Origin of the sequence: Treponema saccharophilum DSM 2985, from assembly GCF_000255555.1 — a bacterium.
In the GTDB taxonomy this organism is placed as follows: Bacteria; Spirochaetota; Spirochaetia; order Treponematales; family Treponemataceae; genus Treponema_D; species Treponema_D saccharophilum.
This window is the reverse complement of record NZ_AGRW01000054.1, coordinates 68,205-94,106: the sequence shown is the minus strand read 5'-3', so window position 1 is coordinate 94,106 and position 25,902 is coordinate 68,205. Positions and strand designations below refer to the sequence as shown.

Here is a 25,902-nt window from a genome sequence, read left to right as displayed (position 1 = left end):
TCACCTCCTCTCGAACATCAGCTCGCTGATTACGCGGTTCGCGTCGACGCCCTTCTGCTCGAACCGCGTCTCGGGCCGCCACTCCTGATGGGGGGCAAAGCCGTCGAACTTGTTCCGGAGTCCATCCGTAAGCGAAAGCTCCTCGAGCGCGAATTCCGCATACGGAAGCCAGTCCGTCACGAAATAGAGGTATCCGCCCGCCTTCATCTTCCTCGAAAGCAGCTCCGTTCTCGGCCGCTGGACGAGGCGCCTTTTGTGGTGGCGCTTCTTCGGCCACGGGTCCGCAAAGAAAATGTGGAACGCATCGACGCTGCCGTCGGCGACCATATCGGAGATGACTTCCATGGCGTCGTGCGCGATTATCCGAATGTTCTTGAGGTTCCGCTCCCTGATTTCGCCGAGGAGCTTGCCGATTCCGGGCTTGTGCACCTCGATTCCGAGATAGTTTATGTCGGGGTTGTTCTCCGCGATTATGGCGGTCGCCCGCCCCATCCCGAACCCGATTTCAATGACGACGGGATTGTCGTTCCCGAAAACCTTCCTGAAATCGAGAACGGAATCCTTGTCGTAGCCGATTCCCCACACGGGAAGCAGCTCCTCGTAGTCCTTCCTCTCGGCATTCGTAAAATGCCCCGCACGCAGGACGAACGTCCTCACCTCGCGGCGGAATCCATTTGCCGCGACCTCATCGTTTTTGTTGCTCTCGCTGTCCATCTTAAATAAGCTCCATCCATAAAAAAATACGCCCTGCCCGAATTCCGGCGGATACATGACTTGCATTTCCGTTCCTAATCCGCGCACGAAAACACATCGATGCCGAAAACATGCTTTCTTTTCGAAAAACATTCAGCATGGCAAACGCAAAACAAGCCCCCGGAACAGGTTGCCGCAAAATGCGCCGTCCGAGCGATTCTGAACGAGTCAGCCCTCTTTGTCCACTGCCGACGGCGGAAGAAGGCACACGACCTTGTTTCCCGCCGTAAAAAGAACCGTCCTCATCGAAACCGCCTGCTTGTAATCCCTCGTTATGTTCCTCGCGCTCGTCCAGTCGCCCTTCGCCTTCCCGAAAAAGACGAGCGAGCGGTCCTCCGCGTAGAGCGCGACGTACTCCGTCGTTTTTCCAAGGATGCCCCGAACGTCCGAATCGGTCGCCGAAAGGAGACGCTCGTCATAGGAGACGGTGAACGGGCGGCTCACCTCCCCGCCCGCATCGTCGGCATACGTCGCCTCGTACTTCCCGCGAGGAACCGGCTCGGGGATACGTGCGGGAGTACCGTCGGAACGGAACGATACAGGAGGAACGCGGAGATTCCGCTTGAAGACGAACGAATCCTTGTCCGTCAGATACGAATCAGGCTCGCCGACGAACCACTCAAGGGGAATCTCGCCCTCGCCGGCTATGCGCCTGACGGAAAAGGACGACGCGCGACGCGGGTTTCCGGAAATCCGCAGGAAAACGGAAAGCGACGCGCTCGGAAGGGCGCCCGCGGAAGCATAGTCGAGCACGAGCGACGGCTGAACCTCCGCGATTTCCGGCTCTGCGTCCGAGCACGAAAAAATCACCGGCGAGGACGCCACGACGGACGCGACACCGATGATTCTGAAAACGCTCCTGATTCCCGCCGCAAAAAGACGACGCGCCATCAGAAATTGAATATGAGGTTTATGACCGTCAAATCGTTCGACGAAAGCTGGTTCACTATGGACTCGAATTTGACGTTGACCTTCTTGCACGATTCGTCAAGGTACGAGAAGTACATCATTCCGAGCCCCTCCTCGCCGTCGGGAAGCTCGCGGTAGAAATCGACAATAGTGCGCTTCTTCGTGTCGGTCGCCATCTTGTCGGCGATGTTCTCCTTCATCTCCTGGAATTCGGCGCTCTTGTTGTAGAGGATTATCTGCAGCCTGCCCTGCTTCCCGATTGCAGTCGAGCCGCCGCCGAGCTTCCACGAGAGGGTGACGAGCTTGCCCTTCTTCTTAAGCTCCGCGAACAGCTTCTCGCGGATTTCCGGGTCGTAGAGCATGGCGTTCGTGTCCTCGACACCGTTGTAGAGCGTGTCCGCCGCCTTTTTCAGGTTGTTGTTCTCGCTGTTCGTGACGAGCTCCATTATGAGGAGCGAGATGTCGTCTGCGACGCGGGACTTTTCCATGTACTCCTGGAGAAGATGGCGTATCGCGATGTTTATCTTCTCGAAGCCGTCCTTCTGGAAGAAGAGCATTATGACGTACCAGTTCATGAGGCTGAGCCTGTCGAGGAATTTCTCGACCATGAGGAGGTACGTGTTGCGCTCCTGCGGGGAATAGTCGCGGTTGGAGACGATGGCCTCGCGGACCGGCTTGAGGATGACGTCCTTTATGAGCTTTATCCGGCTCCTGCCCTTCTCGATTATAGGGCGGAGCTGAGAAGAGGAACGCTTCGTGTTCTCGTCGATGAGGTTCTTCGGGTTCGCGCGGTTGTATTTCGCGACGCAATCGCATTTTATAATCTCTGCGTACAGGCTCCTGTCGAACTGCTTGTACAGAATCGAGAACACAATGAGCTTGGACAAATCCATGACGCTCTGCCGCACGGACACGAATTCCGCCATGGAAATCTCGATTTTCGAGATGAAGTCCTTCATTATCATGTTCTGGATTGTTTGCGGTGAAAACGGATTGAGCGAAATGCCAACCTCCTCAACATTGTCCGCAAGCCTGAAATGGGTAAGTTTCTTGTTGTTGCTGATAAAATAAGAAGTACCGTCCTCGGTCAGGATTACCTTCAACGGCAGTTCAAGGCTGAATTTTTTTCCCGTTTCCATTTTCACTCCGTTTTTTTTCTATTTTCTATTATAGAGCAAGCCCCTTGCGTTGTAAACAAACAAATTATATCCTAAAAACATGCGCTTTTCTCGCCTGATAACGCTTCTGCTCCTTGTCGCCGTATCGTCATTGCGGACTGCCGCCCGCTGCGAACCTGCATTATCGGGGCGGGCGCTTTCCGACAAGGTGCTCTCGATAATAGCGGAATGCGGCTTCGGCGGGAGGGCGGCGAAGGAGCCTCTCGCGAAGACGGGCCTGGACACGTTCGCGTACAACATAACGGTCGATTTCCCGAGGACAGAGGAGGCGGTGACGGGCGGCGGACGAAGCACGATGGTCGTCGACATCCGGCAGCGGGACATCCCGACGATTGCGGGCGAGTTCACAAGGCTTCTCAAGGACCTCGACGGGCGGAAAAGGAACGCGGACGTGAGGATTCTCTGCGCCGCCCTCGACGGCAACGGGGAGGCGGAAGGCGGAGAATACGGGACGGAGCGGTTCGCGTCGGAGGTCGACGACAACGACACGATGTTCGCGGTCGCGCTCGATTTCGGGGCGGGCGGAGCGGCGTCGATAAAAACGGGAAGCGTCGGCTCCGCATCCCCGTCGTGGCTCGCAAAGCTCGTGACTGACGCGATGAGGAAAGACGGCCAGGCCCCGGAACTCGAGCACCGGTTCCTCTCTCTGTACCGGCTCGGTCTTATCCGCGGAGAGAAGCGGATGGGCGAATTCATCAAATGGAACATCCCCGCGATAGAGGTCGCTCTCCAGGACGGAAAGCAGCTCGGTTTCATAGCGGAAATAGCGGAGTCGTTCGACGCGCGCGGGACGGAAGAATGGGACGTCCATTACCTGATAATCGACACGTCGACAAAATTCGGGACGCTCGTCATCGGGGAAAGCGCGATAATCACGCTCGCGATATCCGTCGCCGCGCTCAGCCTGCTCATGCTCTGCGGGCTTTCATTCCTCGGGAAGGCGGGCGCGCGGTACAAGCGGGAATTTCTCAAGGCGTGGTACATGATTCCGCTTACGCTCGCGCTCTCGTTCTCGTCCGTCATCCTCGGGCAGAAAGCCGCGGAGTCGGCGCGCCTCCTCCCGGGAATGAACCCGATCCACCTGATGTCCATAAAAATCTGCGCCTCGATACTCGTCATCTCAGCCTATTTCGCGGTTCTTGAGAAAATCCACCTCCCGATTGACGCCTTCATTTTCGGGTACATGATTTCGTTCGTCGCAATCCTGAACATATTCATTTTCAGCGCGATAGACATCCTTTTCTTCATCTCGTTCGGAATCGAATACATACTGATTTTCGCGTCGCGCCCGGCAAGGCGCTCCTTCTGGATAATGGTATGGCTTGCCGCGATGATGGCGCCGTTCGCGCCGTACATAGCATCGCTCATAGGCAGCGCGGAACGGGAGACGCTGGAGCGGGCGATATTCTGCACGCCCGCGGAGAACGTAATCCTCTCGCTCGCACTGTTCCCGATACACATGATGTGGCAGAAAATCCTCGTGCGCATAAACATCATTTCCGGAATGAGCCGCCACCCGACGCGGCGCACGGTCTGGAACGGAATCGCGCTCGTCCTGTTCCTTATTGCGGTCTTCGCGTTCTCGTCGAAAAAAGTCTCGGAGCGGTTCTACCGGGACACCGAAAAGCCCGCCACGATAATCGCCGACCGCGACAACAGGACGTTCTCGTTCAGCGTCGTCGAGGACACGTTCTGGGGGATGAGCACGAACCACATCGCCGTAAAATCGAAGGAGGACGCCGTACGATACCAGATTTCGATACGGAGCGACGGCGAGGAGGTCATCCCGATATACGAATCGACATACGGATACAAGATAACGGCGAAGGACGAAATCGCGTTCGTAATCCCGGACATGCCGCCTCGGTCGATAACGATTGATTACGCGTCATCGTCGGCGCTCTCGTCGTTCGTCACGGTCGAGGCGATATACGACTGCGGGGACGGCACGTTCAGGCGGGAAAGGAAAACGGTGCGCGTGCAGGGAAAGCGATGAGGAACGCGCGAAAAGCCCGTAAAATCATGGCCGCCGCCGCGGTGCTGCTCGGAGCCGCGCATTCCCGGGCGCATCCGGGCGAGGACGGCGGCGGAATTTCGTTCGACATCGGCTCGGAAGGCAAGACCGCCGAGATAAGCGTCGAGGGATTCTGGAAAAGCCTCGTCACGGGAAGCGGCTCGGTGACGTTCGGGTTCGGGACTGCGCCCGAGGCGGAGCTTTCCTCCCCCGCCCTTACGCAGGAAGTCGACCTCGACATGCACGCGCTCTACGACGGGCATTGGTTTTTCGACGCGTCGTTCGCGGACGGATTCGACAGGAACACCGTCTCGGCGGGATTCCGGGGCGACGGAGCAATCAAGGAAATAAAAGTATCGAACAGGGGCATCACATTCCCGGACACGTATTCGGTCAGCGAGACGGGGAACGGAATCGGCGGAGGCGCGAACGAGGCGCCGGGAATCATGGGGCATTTTGAGGGCGACGGATGGCGGGGGGACTTCGCGCTGAGGTACGAATTCGTCGAGGCGGAGACGGCCGACTGGTTCGGGATGAATTCCGCGGTGACGTCTAAGACCTCCCTCGAAAACTGGCTGACCGGAGCGTCGTTCACAATCCCGTCGGCTGGGCTTTCGTCGATGGTGGACGGCGTTTTCGTCGAGAGCGCGGACGGCGGAGAGAGCGGCAGCGACGGGCTTTCCTACAAAAAGCTCAGCGCCTCGCAGTTCGTCGTGTCGGCGCGTGAGAAACGGATGCTGATAGCGCGGGATGCCGGCGCGGGAAAGAAAAGCGGACGGTTCCCGGCAGTCGCGGTGTCGTTCAGGAACGGAGCGCTCGGCTCGGAACAAGCCGCAATCGAGGAATTCCTCGAAGAGACGGAGGAATGGTTCGGGCGGGACATATCGGGATTCTCGTTCGCGAAGACGGACGGAATCTCCGGCTACCTCGGCGAGATTGGCGGGACGACGGTTCTCTTCCTCCAGCGCCCGGACGGGTTCTCCCCGTTCTGGGACGCGTCGCGGTACGACCTTGGCACGACTCCGCCATCAGACGCGTTCGTCGCGTCGTCATCGACGGAGATTGCGGACACGTCGTTCGAGGCAGAGATTTCGGAGGACGACACGGGCGGAGAATTCTTCGACGAGGGGCACAGCTACGCGGACGTGTCGGCGAAGGACGGCGACGGGTCTACGGCTTCGGCGCGCTTCCCGCTCGCGCGGACGAACCCGGGCATATACCTCGGCTACGGGGACGCGCCCAATTCAGAGAACGACAACACGCTTCTGTCGCGGACGCTCAGCCCCGTGAAATCGCTTTCGATAGGGACATCGGCAATCGCGGGGACGGTCAGAGTCTACCGGAACGGAATCCTCGAGCATGGAGCAGAATTCGACGCGGACACGGGGACGATTTCGCTCCAGTCGCCCGTATCGGCAGGCGACAGAATCCATGCTGAATGGCTCGAAAATTCGGGGGACACCGACGAAGGCTCCGTGTCGTTCGGGGCGGGAATCGAGAAGGAATTCCTCCCGTTCCTCAAAGCAGACGTATCGGCGGCGGGACGGTGGACTTACGCGTACGGGAAGGAATACGCGGACGCGGACGGAGCGTCGGCCGGCTTCCTCGCGGCGGCGGCAGGGGCAGGAATCAGCACGGAGCATCTCAGGATACGGAATTCGGCGTCGCTCTCGCTCGTGGCGGAGAACACGACGGGAATCCTCCGCATTCTCGGGATGGACGACGACGAGAACGGCACGGAATACCTGGAAAAGGACGCGGCGCACGACATCCCGGAAGGGATTCTCCCTGTCATCGGCGGGGAGGAGCTCGACGAGTCGCTCAAGGGCGGCGGAGCCGGAAAGGCGCGCAAGGACGTGGGAATCTCGGGATACGCGGTTCCGCTCGAATTCGACTTCACCGGCTTCCCCGAGCAGATGGAGGACGGAAGCAGCGAATTCTGGGCGGCGGCGGCAGTCGAGCTTGAGGAGGCTTCGTCGCTCGCGTCATGCTCGTCGTTCCAAATCGCGCTGAAGAACGAGTCGGAGGGCGCGGACGGAATCGAAATATACCTCCAGCTCGGGGCGGAGGCGGCGGACTCGATTGACGAGGAATTCCCGTCGCTCATCCCCTCGTGGAGCATCTCCCGGCTGTGCGGGACGCTCGGCGAGGGCGAGGGATGGAAGGTCGCGACGGTCGCGCTGACGGACGAGGAGCGCGCGGGAATAGCCAGGACGGGACACCACGACGCGCGCATAATCGTCACGTCGAAAAAGCGCGTCTCGGGAACGATTCTCGTCGGCCCGTACGAGCTGCACGGCTCGCATTTCACGGCGGACACGGACGGCGACGCCAGAATCGCATCGGAGACGCGCACCGACGCATCGCTCAAATCCGCCCGCGTGTCCGACCTCAACCGCTCGACGAACAAAGTCCAGTCATTCTCCTGGGAATACGGCGGCGGAACGACCGACGAGGACGGCGCGGAGATACGGATAGCGCGCTACTTCGACGGAACGGACATATCGGGCTACAAGCGGGCAATCATATTCGCGAAAATCGCTCTCGAAGACGAGCGCGCGCTCGGGGAAAACGCGGGGGAAGGCGGGACGATGATGACGGTCTCGCTCGAGGACAGCGCGAAAAACACCGCGGCACGGTTCGCGCTGCCCCGCTCGTCATATGACACGCTCGGCGACGGCTGGCACGAATTCGCCGTAGACCTGGACAAAAGCTCGCTTTTTGTGGACGGCGAAAAGCTGGAGGGCGCGGAGGCGGAGGCGGACAAATCGGTCGTCCCGTCAAAAATCGCGATTTCGCTGACCCCGATTTCCGGGGACGGAACGAAAATCGCAGGAAGCGGAACGCTCATGATAGACGAGCTGCATCTCGACGGCGCCGAACCGCACCTCGAGGCGGCCGACAAGGCGCGGGCGGAATTCGAGGCGAAAGGAACCATCGCCAGCGCGGGCGGAACCGAGATTCTCGCCAACGCCTACACCTCGCTGTCGTCGGACTTATCGCTCTCATCGGACGGGGCGTCGGTCGGCGCGGGCGCGAAAGCAGGAATCGACATAACGGGCATACGGTTCGAGGCGGCGGCGGCAAAATCGCCGGGCGCAGGAAAAATAACGCAGGCATCCCACAAAATCGCCACCGTGTCCCCCCTGCTCGGCATAATCTCGGCAAGCGAATCGTTCTCGCTCGACTCGGAATCGCGCGCCTCATCGAAGGACGACTCGCTGTCGCTGAAAAAAGGCGCTATGAGCGCGGGGATTTCACTGTCATCATCGGCGGACACGATTGCGATGCGGCAAAATGCGTCGATGAAGGCGGAATTCGCGGGAAAATCGTCGTCGGTTTCGGCGGCGGCATCTCTTTCAGAAAAAACATCGGCGGCCTCAAGCGCGTTCAGGACGGCGGAGACCGGAAGCTACGCGTCCTCCTATTCCTCAGCAACGGCGATGCAGTTCTCCAAAGGAAGCGCCGGCGCCACGAGGAGGGACTTGTCGGCGTCTTTTTCCGCGCGGACGGGGCTGACGGCGGCGGGAATCGCCATACGCCCGGCTTTCTCCGCGTCGACAAAGGCCGTCCACAAATCGTCGTCGAAATTCTCGGACACGACCGCATCATCGATTTCGGTTCCGCTCTCGGCAGGGGCGCACACGCTCACGCTGTCCGCAAAGCACGAATTCGGGGGAACGGAGGAGGCGGACATGAAAGCGCACGCCGACGACGCCTCGCTCCTTGCGCGCGCGCTTTCGAGGAAGGCGGGGCTCATACCGCTCGTATCGCCCGCGGGCCTGTTTTCCCCCAGCGCGAAAAAAATCGTGTCCGGGGCAAAAAACGCGGGCGGGGAAATCACGGCGGCGTTCTACACGGCATCGTGCGTGCTCGGCTGGAAGCGGGCATTCTCGGCGACGGCGGAAAGCCTGCTGCTCCCGACAAGCGCGGAGATTTCCGTCACGAGGAACATCAGGGCGGAGGATTCGGAAAGCGACATCTACAAGGCGGGGCTGAAAATCGGGAATTCGTTCATGAACGCATTCGGGAAAAGCGGCCTCATCCCGATTTTCGGCTGGTATGAGCAGGACGAATTCCGCTCATCCCTCTCGCTCTCGGCAAAAATCCCGCGGGAAGACCCGGGAAGCGCATCATTTTCCGCGGCGGCATCGATACGGCCGAGCATACTGATAAACGGGACGGACTCGGTAAGCGCGGCGGCGGAGGGAAGCGCGGAGGGGCGCGACGACTGGAGCGTCTCGGTTTCCGCATCATGGAAGCGGCGGAGCGGGAAATCGCTCACGAAGGCAATCGCGTCGCTCCTGTTCAGAGGAGTCGCGGACGGAACGATACGGACGGAGAACACGAAGACAGACTCGCTCTCCTTCAAGGCGGGAAGCACGTCCCCGTCATCGTCCAAAAAAAGCCCCGTGAGGAAATACGCCGCCAGCTGCTCGCATTCCGTCGACACGAAAGTCGGAAAAAACATCACGATGCACACGTCGCTGGCGCTGTCATACGAATCGACATGGGGAACGAGCGCGACACTCGGCGCGAGCGCGACGGCGGGATTCACGCTCCGGTTCTAGGAAAAGGCGGAAAAGGATTTTACGGGAACCGTTCAGCATGAAAAAAAAGCCATGCCGTGCGGCATGGCTTCCCAAAATCGCGGCGGACTTTACTGCAGCGGGGCGAAATATCCCGTCTCGTCCCTTCCGCTCCTGTTCATGAGGTATGTTTCCACCTCGACGGGAAGGTACTTCCTGCCGAATTCGGTCTGAAGCGCCGACGTATACGAAAGCCGGTAAATCCCGGACGGAATCCCGACGATGTCGGACACGACGCCGGAAAGCCCCTGCGAGCGGTAGACATAATACTCGCCGCCCTCCGTGTTCTCCCGTATGAAGGCAATCTCATCGGCCGCGGACGCGTTCTCGAGGAGGATTGTCGCGAAAGATATCGAGTTGTTGTTGTAGTACGCCGTAAGGTCAGACAGGCTGTACTTCCCGAACGCGCCCTGCGTGACGTTCCCGCCGCCTATGAAAATGACGGCGCGCTTGCTTTCTGCGTTTATAAGCCCGTTCGCGGCAAGGCGGAGCGCGAGGTCGAGCGAGACGTTCTTCGAGACGGGTGTCTTCAGCGCGGCGCAGGTGAATTTCGCGACGCCGGCGGGAGCGCCCTCGTACTCGACCACAGGAACGGCGCCCGCGCTGACTATGCGGAGAACGCCGGAATCCATCGACGCGGCAATCTCGCGGACGGCCGTCTCCATCGCCTCGACCCCGGCATCTCCCGCCGAGTATTCGGAGCGGTCGAGGACGAGCGTTATGTCAGCGAATTCGTTCGCGTAGGCGGCACCCTCAAGCTTGAGGTCGGCGACGTTCGCGCCGTTCTCCGTCACGCGGAAATTCAGCCCCTTGAGACCGACGATGCTCTGCCGCCGCCTGTTCTCGACCTTCACGTCGAGCGTGACCTTCGGGAATTTGTCGGAATCGACGCGCTCAATCTGCACGAAAAGGCCGCCGACAAGCTCGCTCATCTTGCTCATCACGAACACCTCGTTCGAGGTGAAATCCGTCACGAGGATGTTCCCGTTGACGTCGGGCACGGCCGAAGTCACGCGCGACGGGGCATTTCCCGTGCTGACGTTCTCGAACAGCGCGCCCGTCTCGCAATCGACGGAGAAGACCCTGTTCCTGTCGCAGACGATGAGGTAGTTCCCCCACGCCTTCATCGATTCGGGAAGGACGAACGTCTTCTCCCGGCAAAGAAGCGATATGAAGTTCCCCGCGGTGTCGAACCGGTACACAGCGCCCGTGACGTTGTCGGCGACGTAAACGCTGCCCTTGACGACGGCGATTCCGGTAGGCCCCTTCAGCCCGGAGAACCCGCCCGTGCGGCTTTTCATGTCCCCGAAACTGAACAGCGGCTCGCCGTCCTTGTCGAACACATCGACGCGCGCGTTCCCGAAATCGGAGACGTATATGTTCCCGTCCTCGTCCTCCGCCATGTACTGCGGGCCAATCATCCCGCCGACGTCGCGCCCCTTGTGCCCGAACGAGCGGACGAACCTGCCGCCGGGGCTCAGCTCGGAAATTCTGTCGCCGGCGAATTCCGAGACGAGCAGGTTCCCGCCGGAAAGCCGTATCAAATCCATCGGCCTGTCGAAACCGTTAAGCGGCCCGCCCGTCCTCGTCACGACAAGTCCGTTCACGTCTATTCTGACAAGCTCGTTCGTGCCGTAGGCGAGAACCCACGCCGTGCCGTCGTCGTTCGGCAGGACGGAGACGGGCTGGCTGAAGACGAGCGTCTTCCCGTCGTCGCCGGCGATTCCGGAATAGCTTCCCGCCTCGGTATAGCGGACGGGCGAATCGTAGCGGTTGTCCGTGACGCGCCGCTCGCGCACGATGTCAATCCTGTTCTTGAGGAGAAGCCCGCCGTACCCCGAATCGGACGCGAACTGCCACTGCTGGAGGGCGGCGCCCTCGATTCCGGCCCGGTAATACGAGCGCCCGAGCCAGTCGAGGATGATGTTCTCCGCGGGAAGATACGAAAGCGCCTTCTCGAACTGCATGACCGCATCGTTGAACGCGCCCCGGTAGTACGCCTGGACGCCGCGCCGGAATTCCTGGTCGGCGAGCCCCGAAGCCGCGCTTCTCGCCCCCGTCTCCGAACGGCTCAGCGCCGCCTCGCTGCTGAACGCCCCGGACTGCGCCGCAAGGGAATGCGGAAAAAAAGCGCCGAGCGAAAGAGCGATTCCCGCAACGGCAATGTTCCTGATTACTGATGAATTTTTTTTATTTTCGCCTGCCATTTTTGATTGTTTCCTTCTCAACACCTGCTTCACCTCAGCTCCTGCGCCATCCGTATGTGGGCAGCAATCTCCTCGCTGTCGGGAAGGAGCGATTGCGCCTGGTTCAGATAGCGGAACGCGTCGTTCATGAGACCGAGCTTGAGGTAAACCCACCCGAGGGAATCCATGCACGCCGGAGACTGCGGCTCAAGGGAAAGCGCCTTCTTGCAGTACGACAGCGCCGCAGAAAGATCCCTGTTCTCGCTCGCAAGGACGTACCCCAAGCCGTTGAGCGCGGTCGCGTTGTTCGGGTCAATTTCTATCGCCTTCTTGTAATGCGCGATGCACGCGTCGGTGTCGCCGTCCTCCCACAGGAGAAACGCGAGCGACGAGTACACATGGGAAGGCTTGTAGCCCGTCTCAAGGAGCTTGTTCAGCTCGAACATCGCAAGCTTGTTCCTGCCGCTCATGACGTATATTATCGAAAGTATGTACCTGCACTGCAAAACCCTGCCGTTTTTCCGCTCGCCGCCATCATCAGAGGAACCGCCGGCGGTGACGACCTGCTCAAGATACAGCATAGCGTCGTCGAACCTCTTCAGCCGGGCGTAGCACAGCCCTATGTAATAGGCAAGCTCGATGTTGTCTATCGAGGCATCGTCAGGAAGCGACAGGAAGAACGTCAGCGCCCCATTGTAGTCGCGCTTGTTATAGAGGACGATTCCGTCGTGGAAAACTGTATTCTTTGTCATATCCCCACCCAAACAAATTCTGTTTCAGAATCCGAGAGAAGAGTCGTCGGCCGCAGAAGGCTCGGCAAAAATTCTCGTAACGGAAACGCGGAACGAACCGTCATCGGCAGGCTCCTTCGTCACGAAGAAATCCGCCGAATCGCGCGAGGCTCCGCTTCTCGCGGCAGTGCTTATCTCGCTCCCGACGAAAAACCCGTAGAACAAGTCCGGATTTTTTCCCGCGGGATCGGCCAGAATCCGAAACTGGTCCTTGTAATCCCTCACGGAAAGCGACGAGAACACCGCACCGCTATATTTATCGGAAGAACGGCCGTTGACGCTTACAAAAAGCTCGCCGGTGCAGAGCGATACGAGACGGGAAACGTTCTCCGCGCAGAACCGCGCCATGCCGGAAAAATCCCAATTCCCGTCATAGCTTTCGACGCTGAGCGCGATGCCGGGAATTCCGTAGAGGGTCGCCTGCCGTGCCGCGGCGCACGTGCCAGAATACACGACGTCGGTGCCGAGATTCGCGCCCTTGTTGATTCCCGAGACGACCGCATCGAACTTCACCCCATCAAAAAGGGACGAGCGCAGCCCGGCAATCACGCAGTCGACGGGGCTTCCCGAGCAGGAGAACCAGTTCTCCCGCCTACGCACGAATTTCATCGGCTTCGTCATCGTCAGGAGGCTCGAGACCGCGGACCTGTTCGAGTCCGGCGCCATAACGAACACGCTGATTCCATCAACCCGCGAAAGCGCGTCCGCAAGGGCGAGGAGCCCCTCCCCGTCTATACCGTCATCGTTTGTCAAAAGAATGTTCATTCCGTTCTCCATTTCCATCAGAAGCGCATGACGAACACGCCCGCCGACGGATGGACGGCGTAGCAGGATGTCTTGAATCCGAAAATTTTTGTGTACTCGTAAAGGCGTTCGTTGAATTCGGGGATGTTCTCGTCGTCGAGGACCGCGTAGAGGCACCTTCCGAACCCCTGCCCCGTTATGCGCCCGCAGCAGACGGGATTGTGGTTGCGGTCAGGCTTCGGATTTATCTCGACAAGGCGTTTCAGAATCCAGTCGATTTCCGGGCACGATATATCGTACAGCTCGGTCATCGCCTCGTGGCTCGCGTTGACGGAACGGGCAAAAGAGGCGTAGTCGTTCCGGGAAAGCGCGGAGCAGGCGTCCAGAACGCAGCGGTGCTCCGTCATGACTGCGTAGAGATGCCTCCGTATGTCCTCGGGCATAGACGAGAGGACGGCATTCACCTCGCTCCTGTCGTCCTCGTACGTCCATCCGCCGAGAACATCCGAGCGCTCTATCCGCAGAGACGCGAGCGCATCGTAATATTCGCCGCTCATGACGGACGACTCGTTCCAGACGGAGACGCGCGGAACCTTCGCATCGACGAGAAGCACGTTCTTCCCCTCGAAACCGACGCCCATTATGCCGAACGAAGACGACGAGAACGGGACTGATTTCGAATGGTCGGTGAGGACGAGCGCGCCCGGCTCGGAGAACATCGCCGTGACGTTCTCCGCGAAATGGTTCTCGTTTTTCTCCTTGAGGAATTCGACGTTGCCGCGGTCTATCGCGGCAAGAATCTCGGAATCGGAGCATTCGAGCGAAAGCAGGCTGTTTATCGCGTACGCGGCGCAGACTTTCATCGCGGTCGTTATCCCGAGCCCCGAAGACGGCTGAATCTCGGACGAGACGCAGAAATCCATTCCGGGAATATCCTCGATGCGCTCGATAACGTGCGCCGACACGAACCCGAATATCACGCATTTTATGGCGTTCGCCCATTTGTCCTCTTTGCGGAACCTCAGCGCGGACAGATTTATCTTCTTGCTCTCGCCGGTGTCCACATACTTGAACCTGAGGAGGTCGTCGCCGCGGACCGACGCGGAGACGCAGACGTAGCGGTCTATCGCCATCGAAAGCGTTTTCCCGCCGAAATACCACGTATGCTCACCCATAAGATGAAACCTTCCGGGAGCCACCGCCACGGCGACCTCACCGGTTCCGTACTCACCAGAATGAGCGGCGGCAACGCGGTTCGCAAGCGCGGACACCTTGGCGGAATTTCCGCCAGCAAAACCGGGCATCTTCCCCGCCCCACCCTGATTTTCGTCTTGACGTTCGAGAATCATTCCTTTATGCGCCCTTCTCCAAAGACATTCCGAGACATCATGGCTTCTCTTTGGGATTACTTGAAAGTTGCAATACCTATACAGGCATTGCACATCATTGCTTTTTTAAATACTAGTGAATAAAATGATATTATAATGTATTGGATTTTACAAGTTTTTTGTTCTCTTTTTTCGGCGCTCATGATATCGGCGGGAATCCCGAATGAGGTTCTGCCGTTCGGCTCGGCATCGCTCGGGCTCGTCTCGACAATTCCCCTATACATTGCAATAAGGAAATCAAGGACGCAGAAGGACGCGTTCATCATATGCTTCATAAACGCCGCGGCGGTCAACCTCATGTCGAGCTTCTGGCTGGGGAACTTCCACGGGTTCGCGATGTTCACGCTCGGCGCGTCGACAATCGGGACGGGGTTCGTCATGGCGTTCATATCGCAGGCGTTCTACCTTCCGGTGCTGCTCCAGGAAAACTGGACAGGCGGCAAGCTTTTTGCCAGCGCCGACGAGAACGCCCCCTGGATAACGCTCAGGACGCTCTGGTTCGCTTCCGTGTACACGATTTGGGAATGGTGCAAGTCGAGCGGATTCCTCGGATACCCGTGGGGAACGCTCTCGATGACGGCGTACACCGTCCCGTTCCTGACGCAGATAGCGGACATCACGGGAACATACGGCGTCACGTTTTTGATGGCGTTCTTCGCGGCCAGCTCCGGCGAGGCCCTCGTCCTCATGCAGAAATCGGCGCATATCGCGCGGCTCTCATCAAGGGGCGCGGCGGCACGGGCGTTCGAGACGTGCGCGGCGCTCTTCGCGCTGTCAGTCGCATACGGCGCGTTCGAGTACGCGAAGCCCCGGACGCAGACGAAGACGCTCAACGCGGTGCTCGTCCAGCAGAACGGAGACCCGTGGCTCAAGGGCGAGGCGAATTCGATACGCGTCTCGAAGGAACTGACGGAAAAGAAAATCGGCGAGATGAGGAGCGTCGGTGAGGAATGCGACCTCGTCGTGTGGAGCGAGGCGGTCCTCACGAAAAGGTTCCCGAACGCGCGCTTGTACTACGCCTCATTCCCGGAGGACGAGCCGCTCCTCGACTTCATAAAACGGATGGACACGCCGTTCGTCATCGGAGGTCCCGTCACGCTGAACCTGAAAAGGAGGCAGTACGGAAACTCCGCGCTGCTTTTCGACAGGCACGGCGACTACAAGGGCTCGTACCAGAAAATGCACCTCGTGCCGTTCGCGGAGCTTATTCCCGGCGTGCAGATTGAATTCGTGCGGAACATCATGAAAAGCATGGTCGGCTTCTCGTACGGATGGTATCCGGGAAAATGCGTGACGACGTTCGAGATTCCGATAAGCGGGAACGCGAAGGACACGCGGCTGCGGAAGACGATATCGATTGTAGAGGGCGCAGGCCCGGACGAGTACCCGGAAAAGCCGCGCGACTCCGTTGTTATTGCTACCCCGATTTGCTTCGACGACACGGCGGTGGAAGTATGCCGCGCGATGTTCCTCTCGGGGAGCGAGGTCTTCATAAACGTGACAAACGACGCCTGGTCGAGGACGGAATCGGCGGAAACGCAGCACGCCGTCGTCGCCCACTACCGCGCCATCGAATACAGGACGACGCTCGCGCGATGCACAAACGCGGGCTACACCGTCGTGTTCGGCCCGAACGGCAGGGATTTGTCCAACCTCCCGCTTTTCGTCGAGGACGCCCTCGCGGCACGAATTCCCGTGTTCGAGCGGCAGATTACCCTCTACGCACGGCTCGGCAACTGGCTCCCGAAAACGCTCGCCGCCCTTGTCCTCGCGTTCTCCGCGCTCGCACGATTCGGCAGGAAGACGAGGCTAATCGCAGCGCTAAAGGAAGGTTTCTGAATTTTCACTCCACAAAAACCAGAGATGCCCCGTATTGACAGAGGTTCCGATTGAAGATATGTTCGATTGTAAACTTAAAAACAATAGAAGAGAGTTTACAATTTTAAAATGAGACAGGAAAACAGCAAAAACAGAATCCTAAAATCGTGCTTCATCGCGCTTTTCGCCGCGATAATCTCAGTCGGCTGCGTGATGTCGATTCCGCTGCCCGGAGGCGTTCCGATATCGCTCCAGAATTTCTTCTGCATACTCGCGGGAGCGACATTGGGAGGCGCGTTCGGCCCGGCATCGGTGCTGATATGGATGGCGGCGGGCGCGGTCGGGATTCCCGTATTCGCAAACGCGCACGGGGGAATCGCAATCCTCGCGGGACCGACCGGCGGCTATATCTTCGGCTACCTGCTCGGCTCGCTCGCCGCGGGAATAGCGCTCGGCGTCCCGACGGAAAACGAGCGGAAGGGGCGGCTCGCCGTCATAAAAATCGCGGCAGCCGCATTCGTCGCATACGCAATCGTGTACGTCCCGGGAATTCCGTGGTTCATGCACGTCATGGCGGGAAAGGGAAAGCCGCAGACGTTTCAGGCGGCGCTGAAGCTCACGTTCATCCCGTTCATTCCCGGCGACCTGATAAAATTTGCAGTCACGATACCGCTCACGCTCCTCCTCCGCCCGATTGCCGCGCGGTACATATCGTCGTCCTCGAAAAGCGCGCGCGACGCGGAACGGGAGGCGCTCAGGGAGATGCGCGACGGGAAATCCGCGGTGTCGCTCAAGAACGTCACGAAGCTTTTCCCGGGCAGGGACGGCGGAAAGAAATACGAGGCGGCGCTCTACGACGTCAGCATGGAAATCGAAAAGGGAAGCGTCACCATCGTAGGCGGCGCGAACGGGAGCGGAAAAAGCGTCCTCATGCAGCTCATATCGGGGCTTATGGAGCCGACCGACGGCGAGATAACGACGATGTCGAAGCCGGGGCTCGTATTCCAGGAAGCCGCCACGCAGATTCTCGGCGACACGCCCCGGGAGGACGCGGCTGTCGGCCCGAGGAACGCGGGGGAGACAAAGGAGAGCGCCGCCCGAATCGCGGAAAACGCGCTCGCGGAGGTCAGGCTCCTCGACAAGGCGGACATCCCGGCGGAATTCCTAAGCGGCGGGGAAAAGAGGCGCCTTGCAGTCGCGTCGATAATCGCGATGAACCGGGACATACTCATCTTCGACGAGCCTTACGCGAACCTCGACTATCCAGGCGTACTCGACGTGAACAGGCTCATCGCGGAACTGCACGAAAAAGGCAGGACCGTAATCATACTGACCCACGAGCTTGAGAAATGCCTTGCGCTCGCCGACCACTTCGTCATCCTCAAGGAAGGGAAAGTCGTGTTCGACGGGAAGCCCGAGGACGCGCTCTCCCTCAACCTCGAGCAATGGTCGATACGGAACCCGCTCGCGAAATACGAGTCGGCATCCGACCTCGTATGGAGATGACGATGGAAGGCGCGAAATTCTTCCATTACAAGACGAAGCAGACGGTTCTCCACAAAATTCCGCCGCAGGCAAAACTCGCGCTCATGGTTATCCTCGCGCTGACGTCGTTCGCGCTTCCGGCAGAAGCGTGCCTCGCAGCCTACCCCGCCCTGATAATCGTCTCGGTCGCGCTGCTCGGGCTGACGCCGGCGGAGGCATTCTCCGACAACAAGCCGACAATCGCATACGCCGTCCTCCTCTACGCCGCGACCGCCGTCATGAACGCCGTCTCCGGGACAGGTTTTCCGGAAATGCTCGTCCCCGACGGCACGTATGTCCCGCTCCTTTCCCGGCTCGCGCTCTCGCTCGAAACGACGTCGATTTTTTACAGGACGACGAGCACGGGACAGTTCAGGGAGGGATTCGCCTCAATAGAGCGGAAACTGACAGGAAAAAAAGCGACGCCGGCATCGGACACGCTCGCGCTCGCGCTGTCGTTCATACCGCGGATAGCGACGTTCTGGAGCCGGATAGAGACCGCGTGGAAGGCGCGCGGCGGAGCGGATAGCATCGCGAAGCTGACGACGCTCGTCCCGCGCTTCCTCCAGGTCTCCCTGCGCGAAGGATACGAAAAATCACTTGCAATACAGAATCGACAACTGTAGAATTCCCCATCTGAAAAGAGGTGAATCATGAGATGCCCATACTGCGGGAAAATGGAAGACAAAGTGCTCGAATCGCGCACGATGTCGAACGGCGAGTCGATTAGAAGGCGGCGCGAATGCACGAGCTGCGGCTACCGCTTCACGAGCTACGAGAAGATAGAATACAAGCCACTCATGGTCGTCAAGAAGAACGGAAGGCGGCAGCCGTTCGACCGCACGAAAATCGAGAAGGGAATCGAGCGCGCGCTCGAGAAACGCCCCGTCCCGACGAACACGATAGAGACGCTCGTAAACGAGATTGAGGGAACCGCGATAATGCGCGCGAAATCGTCCAGGGAAATCGCGACGACGGAGCTGGGCGAGCTTGTTCTCGAGAAACTGAACGAGATAGACAAAGTTGCCTACATACGGTTCGCGTCGGTCTACAAGCACTTCGAGAACCTCGACGAATTCATAACCGAGGTGAAGAAAATCGACAAGAAACGCGAGTAGCATTCTTTTTCCGGCAGGGAATCCCGTCCCAGTTTCCTGCCGCCCGCCCCCTCCGCGCCGTGCGCTCCCCATTAAAACGAAAATTTATCCGGCTCATATTTCTTTTTAGAGAAACAGTGTTAGACTAACCTAAAAAAATATCAAAATAAAGCGGAGCAGCATATGTTCAGAACTTTAAAAAGCCGTTTCATAGCGGGCTTCACAGCCGTAATTTTCATTTCCATCATAGTGCTCTCGGTGCTAGCCGGGACATCCATAATAAGGACGGGCGAGGCTTTCGCGCGGATGCAGGGGCAGCCTGTCGTCAACAAAGCCGCGAAGCTCATCGACGGGGACAAATTCGAATCGCTCGCCTCCACCCTCGACGAAAGCGACCCGTTCTACGAGGAGACGAGGCTCCAGCTTCTTGACCTCAAGGAATCCGTCGAATGCCAGTACCTTTTCACGATGACGCGGAAATCGGGCACGACGTTCACCTACGTGATAGACGGAAGCTGCCCGCCGAGCGACAAGAAAAATTTCTCGGCGCTCGGCACCGAGGAGGACATAGAATCGTGGGGATACGCCCCGATAGACACGATTGAGCACGGCGTCGAGTCCTGCTCCGGGCTCGTGAACCAGGGCGAATGGGGCTGGAAGATAAGCACGTTCAAGGAAATACGGAATTCGCGCGGGCAGATAGTCGGTCTTGTCGGCGTTGATTTCGACGTCGAGTTCATAATCAGCACGATGCGGAAGGAGATAACGAGGATAACGCTGTTCGGCATTGCCTTCATGATTGCCGGAATCCTCGTCATATATCTATTCTCCGCTAGGATTTTCGGCGCGATACGAAAGATATCGTCGGAAATGGAGAAAATATCGCAGGGGACGGCGGACCTCACGTCACGGCTCCCGAGCCGAGGCCGCACGGAAATCGACACGCTCGCGGAAAACTGCAACAAGGTAATCGGAAGCCTCGAGCAGCTCGTGAAAAAACTGCAGAAGGAATCCGGAATCCTGAAGGAGACGGGGGCGATTCTCCACGAGAAGATGAAGAGCAGCATCGACAGCATAAACAGCACCGCAGACGGAATCGGGGCTATAGACGGAAGAATTTCGTCGCAGACGGACAGGATTTCGATAGTCGCGGACGGCGTCGGAATCGTCAAGGACGAAATCGCGAACCTCGACAAGCGCATCTCGGACCAGGTCTCCGCCATCTCGCAGTCGTCGTCAGCAATCGAGCAGATTTCCGCGAACATAGCATCGGTCAGCAAGACCGTCGACTCGATAACGACGGAATACGAGGCGCTCGTGACGGAGGCGAAGGAAGGCGGGAGGATACAGACGGAGGTCGGAGAGCAGATTGAGGGAATCGCCGTGCAGTCGCAGAGCCTCACGGAGGCGAACACCGCAATCGCGGCGATAGCCGAGCAGACGAACCTCCTCGCGATGAACGCCGCGATAGAGGCGGCGCACGCGGGCGAAATCGGAAAGGGATTCTCCGTCGTCGCGGACGAAATCAGGACGCTTGCGGAGACGAGCGCGACGCAGTCCGGTGAAATCAAGGCAATCATCGACAACGTGACGATGGCGATACACAAGATAGTCGAGTCGTCGCAGAAGTCGACGGCGGCGTTCGACACCGTCGGAAGGAAAATCGGGCAGATGGACGACATGATGCGCTCCATAAAGCACGGCATGGAGGAGGAGACCGCCGGTGTCGGGCAGATTCTGCAGATGATGGGGACACTCGACGAGACAACGAAATCCATAACGAGCGCGTCCGAGACGATGAAGCGGGAAAGCGGGCGCGTCTTCACCGAGATAGACAACCTGAAATCGATTGCAGACGAGACGAAGGAGCAGTCGAGCATAATCTCGATGCACATGAACGACATGAAGGACGCAGCCGCGGAAGCGAAGGACGCGAGCGGAAGGAACAAGGATGCCGCGGAAAGCGTCGTCGGGATGGTCACCGGATTCACCGTGAACTAGGTTCCGCATCGGAGACGCGCCGCCATGTAACCGGAACTGCTGGTGCGTCTCCATAATTTCTTTGAAAAAATCGCTTTTTTTTTTCAAAACCTGTTGACACAAAAAAAGCGATTCGGTATATTAACATCATCACTTGGGGGCATAGTCCAGCTGGTAGAACACCGGACTCATATTCCGTATGTCATAGGTTCAAATCCTATTGCCCCTACTTAGAGCCGATTGCAAGAAATATGCGATCGGCTCTATTTTTTTATGCTAAAAAAGGAGTTCCCAATGTTTGAAGCAGAAAAGTTCGGCTCACCCTTCAAGGGACGTTCGCTCCTCACCTGGCGAGACTACACGCCGGAGGAGATTCTCCAGATTCTGGACTACGCGTTCCTCGTAAAAAAGCAGGCGCGGGATGGCGAGGTTCACCAGCGTTTTCTCGGAAAGACGATCGCTCTCATCTTCGAGAAACGCTCCACAAGGACGCGCTCGTCATTCGAGACTGCATTCGGCGAGGAAGGCGGCCATCCGGTGTTCATGTCCACGCAGGACATCCAGCTCGGGGGAAAGGAGAGCGTGGAGGACACGGCGCGGGTTCTTGGCAGGATGTTCAGCGCAATCGAATTCAGGGGCTTCAGACAGGAACACGCGGAGATGCTCGCGAAATACTCGGGCGTCCCCGTCATAAACGGCTTGACAGATGAATACCACCCGACGCAGGCCCTCGCCGACGTGATGACGCTGAAAGAGCATTTCGGCACACTCAAAGGACTGAAATGGGCGTTCTGCGGAGACGGAAGGAACAACGTCGCGCGCTCGCTCATGGTGATTTCGGCAAAGCTCGGCATCGATTTCGCCATATACAGCCCGAAAGAGCTGTTCCCGCCAAAGGACATACAGGAAATATGCGAGCCGTTCGCGCGGGAGAGCGGAGCCAAAATAGAAATTTCCGATAAAATTTCGGTTGTAAAAGGCGCAGATTGCCTTTATACTGATGTATGGGTTTCGATGGGCGAGGAATCGCTCAAAGACGAAAGAACCCGCTTGCTTTCACCGTATCAGGTAAACGAGAGCCTCATGGCTGCGACAGGAAAGGCCGGCACGATATTCATGCACTGCCTCCCCGCCGTAAAGGGGCAGGAAGTTACCGAGGATGTATTCGAAAGTTCCTTCAGCAAAGTGTGGGATCAGGCGGAGAACCGGAAGCATACGATAAAGGCAATAATGCTTGCACTCATCCAATAGTTGCAGATGAATTGTGCAAAAAAAGGAGTTTTTGTATGAAAAAATCACTCATCGTTTCGGCACTGCTCTTTGCAGCGATGGCATTCTCAGCTTCTGCACAGGATTCAAAGAAGGAGCAGGAGTACAAGTATCCTTTTCAGGAAGCAAAAATCTCATACCACAACGTGACGGTCTATAAGGTTCTTGACCACAAGGACGCATACCTCGTCATGTACGCAAAAGGACACGGCTCGGTCGGAAGCGTATCCATTCCCAAAAAATGGTACGAGAAGGACGAGAGCAACCACGCAAAGCTCGCGTTCCGCCCGCTCCCGAAGGGAATGGCTCCATGGATGACGGTCGTAACAAAGGAAGGGTCCTTCAACCATGTCATCCTCACGATGCCGGTCTCCAGAATGAGCGCGTCATGGGGAGTTGCGGACAGCAACCTCGTTGTTTCCGACAAGGACAAGGACTCGCTCGAAATGGTTTACTAGGGATTGATTTCCCGAGCATCACGATGATGCGCCAAAGAGCCGCCGATAAACCGGTGGCTCTTATTTTTTTTCTACGCCTGAATTTCCGGCGGATGCATGGATTGCCGACGCGCGTCCGGAACCATCCGGCCGGCTTTTGGGAACATATATTTTTATCAGAATCAGGTCACTGCAATGAAAATCATCACAGACGAAAAAATCAATGAATTCCGGGCCTTCATCGGCAGCCATTCGTTCTTCTTCATCATCGGGCACAAGGAGCCGGACGGGGACGCAATATTCAGCTGCCTCGGAATGGCGGCCCTCCTCAAGAAGCTCGGCAAGGACGTCCAGCTTCTCTCCGCAGGCCCGTTCAAAAGGCACGAGATAAAGGACAAGGCGGGACTTTTCACCGACACGCCCCGCGCGCTATCGCAGAGCGAGCGGAAGTCGGCGGCAATCGTCGTGCTGGACTGCTCGGAGAGGTCGCGGTTCGGGGAGATAAACGGCGACCTTTCGGGGATAGACACGTACATCATAGACCACCACAAGACCGCGGACGCGAAGGAGAACTGCATAATAGACCCAACCTCCCCCGCCACCGCGTGCCTCGTGCAGCAGATTTACGAGAAGACGGTCGGCCCCGTGCCGCAGGACGTCGCGAAGGAGCTTTTCTTCGGGCTTTCGACGGACACGGGATTCTTCCGGTTCCTGAAAGAGGACTCGGCGGAAGTATTCCGGCAGGCCGCGCGTCTCGTGGAGGCGGGCGCGAACCCGAGGACGACGCACGACGAGATGGCAGGTGGCAAATCGCTCAGCACGAGGAAGCTTCTCGGCATCATGCTCGACCGCGCGGAGGCAAAATTCGGCGGAAAGCTCATCGTGACGTACGAGACGATGGACGACACGAAAAAGTTCGGGCAGGACGGCAGGGACTCGGACGCGCTGTACTCGCTCCTGCTCGCGATAGAGGGCGTCGAGGCGGTGCTGTTCGTCAGGCAGGACTCCGAGGACACCTGCACGGCAGGATTCCGCTCGAGGGACAAGGTCGACGTGAGCGCGATTGCGGCGAAATTCGGCGGCGGCGGGCACAAAAATGCGGCGGGGCTCAGCATCGAGGGCAAGCTCGGAAACGTGATACCGAAAATTTGCGCGGAATTCCAAAAAATTTTGTAAAAAAAACGGAATTTTTCGCGGGATAGAAGAAAACGGCGGGGAAAACCGCCGTTTTTTTTTGCCCGAAGAGGCTGAATCTTGTTGGATTTTGTTGGAAATTTTCAAAAATCGCCCCGTTTTGTTGGATTTTGTTGGAAATTTGCCAAACTGTTGGATTTTGTTGGATTTTCTTTCTGGAACTGTTGGATTTTGTTGGAAAAAGTGGAGATTTCGGGCATTTTTTCTCCAAAAACTCAAAAAATTCCACTCGGCACGGAACTTGCATGTGATTTCTTAACATTTCATGAAAAGGAGTATCACATGAAAAAAAACGGTTCCGAGAACATCGCGTCGATGTACAGGCGCGGTGAAATCAGCATGGACGAAGCGGAGAACAGGCTTTGGGCGGAAATGTACACGAACCCGAGCCGCTACGGCCTTGTCTCGCTCGACGAGGACGAGCTGAGCGACTTCCTCCTTTCGTTCAGGCCCCGGTTCAGGCGGATAATCGAAAGCTACGACGAAAGCGTCGCGGAATTCGAGACGTTCGCGAGGAACTGCGCGCTGTTCTTCAAGATGACGTGGAGGAAGAAGCAGCTCAAGATTGCGGCGGAGCGGCAGTCGCTCGAAAACGAGATACGCCACGACGCCGTCGAGTCGGTACGGCCGTTCGACGACACATCGAACCCCGCGGACATCGTTTCCGGCACGGCGGAGAGGCGGGTTGCGCGGCGCTCTTCCGTCAGGCGCAGGAAAATCGAGGAGGACGCAAGGACAACCGCGCTCGTGCTCGCAATGAAATCGTGCAGGGACGTTGACGACGAAGCGCTCGAGAAGCTCAGCGCGTTCACCGGAATCGGCGGCGGCGAGCTGCTGAAGATGATAGAGTCGCTCAAGTCATGCCCGGAGACGCGCACGGCACGCAACAGGCGCATGCTCATGGCGCGGCGGGACGAAACGTACTACAGGAAACGGAAATACGAGGCGGAGCTGGGCAGGCTCGACGAGAGCAGCCACGAGTACATGAGGCTCCGCGAAAGATACGAGCGACAGGAGCGCGCATGGCAGAAGGCGAACGAGAGCCTTGAGGATGGGAAAATCCCGACGCCGAAGAATTCCGACATAGCCCGCATCCTCGGAATAAAGCAGCGCAAAGTCTACTACTGCATCTCCCACGCGAAGGAGAAAGGCGTGATAGAGGACTACAGCGAGATTTTCAAGAAAGAATCGGAGGAGAACGACCCGAAGGACGAAAAAAGGTGAAAGTTTCGGCGAGATGAAGTATCATCGCACGCATGAAACTTTATCTCGCATCAGGAAACAAGCACAAGAAGCAGGAAATGCAGCAAATCCTTCCGGACCATGAAATCGTCATTCCGTCCGACGAGGGAATCGAATTCGATCCGGAAGAGACAGGCTCGACATTCCTCGAGAACAGCCTCATAAAGGCGCGGGCGCTGTGGGAAATAGTCCACGCGCCCGTCATTGCCGACGACTCCGGGATTTGCGTCACGGCACTCGGGGGAGCTCCAGGAATCTACACGTCGAGGTACGCGGGGCCGGAGTTCATGCGCGGACGCCCAGACGGGAAGAAAATCCCGCAGGACGAGCAGAACAGGCTCCTCATCGAGCAGCTCAACGCGACAGGCTCGGCCGACAGGTCGTGCCACTACGCATGCGCGGCCGTCCTCATGATGTCGCCGGACAGATTCTTCGCGGCGCAGGAGACATTCGAGGGGGAGCTCGTCGCGTCAATCGACAAGCAGGCGGGAAGCGGCGGATTCGGATACGACCCGATTGTCTACCTCCCCGAATTCGGCATGACGGTCGCGGAAATTCCTGCCGAGGAAAAGCACAAACGCTCGCACAGAGGCAAGGCGACACGGGCAATCGCCGAATTTGTAAAAAATATAAAAAAAAGTTGATTTTTTTTAAAAATTCTTCTAAAGTTTAATCAACAACGTTCCGAGAACGCTGTTCCGAATGGTTATATTCAAATCAACTTCGTCGAAGCTTTTTGAATAAATCGTTCACAATAAAAGGAGACAGATGTAGCCTTGTAATACATTA

The 25,902-nt window shown here is 58.0% G+C and carries 19 protein-coding genes and 1 tRNA gene; 13 read left to right on the top strand and 7 right to left on the bottom strand.

What is annotated here, in order from left to right; translation table 11 throughout:
• The 3 genes from trmB to TRESADRAFT_RS12895 form a co-directional block, all read right to left on the bottom strand.
• Positions 1–714, bottom strand: a complete 714-nt coding sequence (gene trmB, locus TRESADRAFT_RS12905; RefSeq protein ID WP_040843140.1) for a tRNA (guanosine(46)-N7)-methyltransferase TrmB — start codon at positions 712–714, stop codon at positions 1–3.
• Positions 715–921: 207 nt separating this feature from the next.
• Positions 922–1,644 (bottom strand): hypothetical protein, encoded by a 723-nt coding sequence (locus tag TRESADRAFT_RS12900; protein WP_002706260.1) that lies wholly within the window; start codon positions 1,642–1,644, stop codon positions 922–924.
• Entirely contained in the window at positions 1,644–2,801 is a 1,158-nt protein-coding gene (locus TRESADRAFT_RS12895) for a DUF8084 family protein (protein ID WP_002706259.1), read from the bottom strand. The genes TRESADRAFT_RS12900 and TRESADRAFT_RS12895 overlap by 1 nt, the downstream gene beginning before the upstream one ends.
• Before the next feature lie 79 nt (positions 2,802–2,880).
• On the opposite strand from TRESADRAFT_RS12895, the gene TRESADRAFT_RS12890 reads away from it, so the two are divergent.
• Positions 2,881–4,836 carry a hypothetical protein gene (locus TRESADRAFT_RS12890; RefSeq protein WP_002706258.1) on the top strand — a complete coding sequence of 652 codons (1,956 nt, stop codon included), beginning with the start codon at positions 2,881–2,883 and terminating at the stop codon, positions 4,834–4,836.
• Positions 4,833–9,425: a hypothetical protein gene (locus tag TRESADRAFT_RS12885; RefSeq protein WP_002706256.1), complete on the top strand. Its 4,593-nt coding sequence runs from the start codon at positions 4,833–4,835 to the stop codon at positions 9,423–9,425. Before TRESADRAFT_RS12890 ends, TRESADRAFT_RS12885 begins: the two co-directional genes overlap by 4 nt.
• Before the next feature lie 89 nt (positions 9,426–9,514).
• Here the strand turns inward: TRESADRAFT_RS12885 and TRESADRAFT_RS12880 are convergent, their stop codons facing one another.
• Genes TRESADRAFT_RS12880 through TRESADRAFT_RS12865 form a run of 4 tightly spaced genes read right to left on the bottom strand, consistent with a single transcriptional unit; the run spans position 9,515 to position 14,513 of the window.
• A complete protein-coding gene (locus tag TRESADRAFT_RS12880; protein ID WP_002706254.1) occupies positions 9,515–11,650 on the bottom strand; it encodes an NHL repeat-containing protein in 2,136 nt (711 codons plus the stop codon).
• A 29-nt stretch (positions 11,651–11,679) separates the two neighbouring features.
• Positions 11,680–12,381, bottom strand: coding sequence for a tetratricopeptide repeat protein (locus TRESADRAFT_RS12875; protein WP_002706253.1), 702 nt, complete (start codon positions 12,379–12,381; stop codon positions 11,680–11,682).
• Between the two features lie 24 nt (positions 12,382–12,405).
• Positions 12,406–13,185 (bottom strand): 5'/3'-nucleotidase SurE, encoded by a 780-nt coding sequence (locus TRESADRAFT_RS12870; protein WP_040843235.1) that lies wholly within the window; start codon positions 13,183–13,185, stop codon positions 12,406–12,408.
• 17 nt (positions 13,186–13,202) lie between these two features.
• The gene (locus tag TRESADRAFT_RS12865; protein WP_141607408.1) at positions 13,203–14,513 is read right to left on the bottom strand and encodes a galactokinase; all 1,311 of its coding nucleotides are present in this window, start codon (positions 14,511–14,513) and stop codon (positions 13,203–13,205) included.
• Between the two features lie 135 nt (positions 14,514–14,648).
• On the opposite strand from TRESADRAFT_RS12865, the gene lnt reads away from it, so the two are divergent.
• From lnt to TRESADRAFT_RS12810, 11 genes are all read left to right on the top strand, one after another.
• Positions 14,649–16,391: an apolipoprotein N-acyltransferase gene (gene lnt / locus TRESADRAFT_RS12860; RefSeq protein ID WP_002706250.1), complete on the top strand. Its 1,743-nt coding sequence runs from the start codon at positions 14,649–14,651 to the stop codon at positions 16,389–16,391.
• A gap of 108 nt (positions 16,392–16,499) precedes the next feature.
• A complete protein-coding gene (locus TRESADRAFT_RS15770; RefSeq protein WP_002706249.1) occupies positions 16,500–17,876 on the top strand; it encodes a biotin transporter BioY in 1,377 nt (458 codons plus the stop codon).
• A gap of 2 nt (positions 17,877–17,878) precedes the next feature.
• Entirely contained in the window at positions 17,879–18,520 is a 642-nt protein-coding gene (locus TRESADRAFT_RS12850; protein WP_002706248.1) for a CbiQ family ECF transporter T component, read from the top strand.
• A 27-nt stretch (positions 18,521–18,547) separates the two neighbouring features.
• Positions 18,548–19,012, top strand: coding sequence for a transcriptional regulator NrdR (gene nrdR, locus TRESADRAFT_RS12845; RefSeq protein ID WP_002706247.1), 465 nt, complete (start codon positions 18,548–18,550; stop codon positions 19,010–19,012).
• A 162-nt stretch (positions 19,013–19,174) separates the two neighbouring features.
• Positions 19,175–20,992 carry a methyl-accepting chemotaxis protein gene (locus TRESADRAFT_RS12840; protein ID WP_002706245.1) on the top strand — a complete coding sequence of 606 codons (1,818 nt, stop codon included), beginning with the start codon at positions 19,175–19,177 and terminating at the stop codon, positions 20,990–20,992.
• Between the two features lie 135 nt (positions 20,993–21,127).
• Positions 21,128–21,200: transfer RNA gene (locus TRESADRAFT_RS12835), tRNA-Met, on the top strand.
• A 65-nt stretch (positions 21,201–21,265) separates the two neighbouring features.
• Complete coding sequence (argF, locus tag TRESADRAFT_RS12830) at positions 21,266–22,222, top strand: ornithine carbamoyltransferase (protein WP_002706244.1); 957 nt, start codon at positions 21,266–21,268, stop codon at positions 22,220–22,222.
• A 35-nt stretch (positions 22,223–22,257) separates the two neighbouring features.
• The gene (locus TRESADRAFT_RS12825; protein WP_002706243.1) at positions 22,258–22,698 is read left to right on the top strand and encodes a hypothetical protein; all 441 of its coding nucleotides are present in this window, start codon (positions 22,258–22,260) and stop codon (positions 22,696–22,698) included.
• A gap of 174 nt (positions 22,699–22,872) precedes the next feature.
• Positions 22,873–23,853: a DHH family phosphoesterase gene (locus tag TRESADRAFT_RS12820; RefSeq protein WP_002706242.1), complete on the top strand. Its 981-nt coding sequence runs from the start codon at positions 22,873–22,875 to the stop codon at positions 23,851–23,853.
• 300 nt (positions 23,854–24,153) lie between these two features.
• Positions 24,154–25,095, top strand: coding sequence for a hypothetical protein (locus tag TRESADRAFT_RS12815; protein WP_002706241.1), 942 nt, complete (start codon positions 24,154–24,156; stop codon positions 25,093–25,095).
• Between the two features lie 32 nt (positions 25,096–25,127).
• A complete protein-coding gene (locus TRESADRAFT_RS12810; RefSeq protein ID WP_002706240.1) occupies positions 25,128–25,757 on the top strand; it encodes a non-canonical purine NTP pyrophosphatase in 630 nt (209 codons plus the stop codon).
• Positions 25,758–25,902 lie beyond the last annotated feature (145 nt).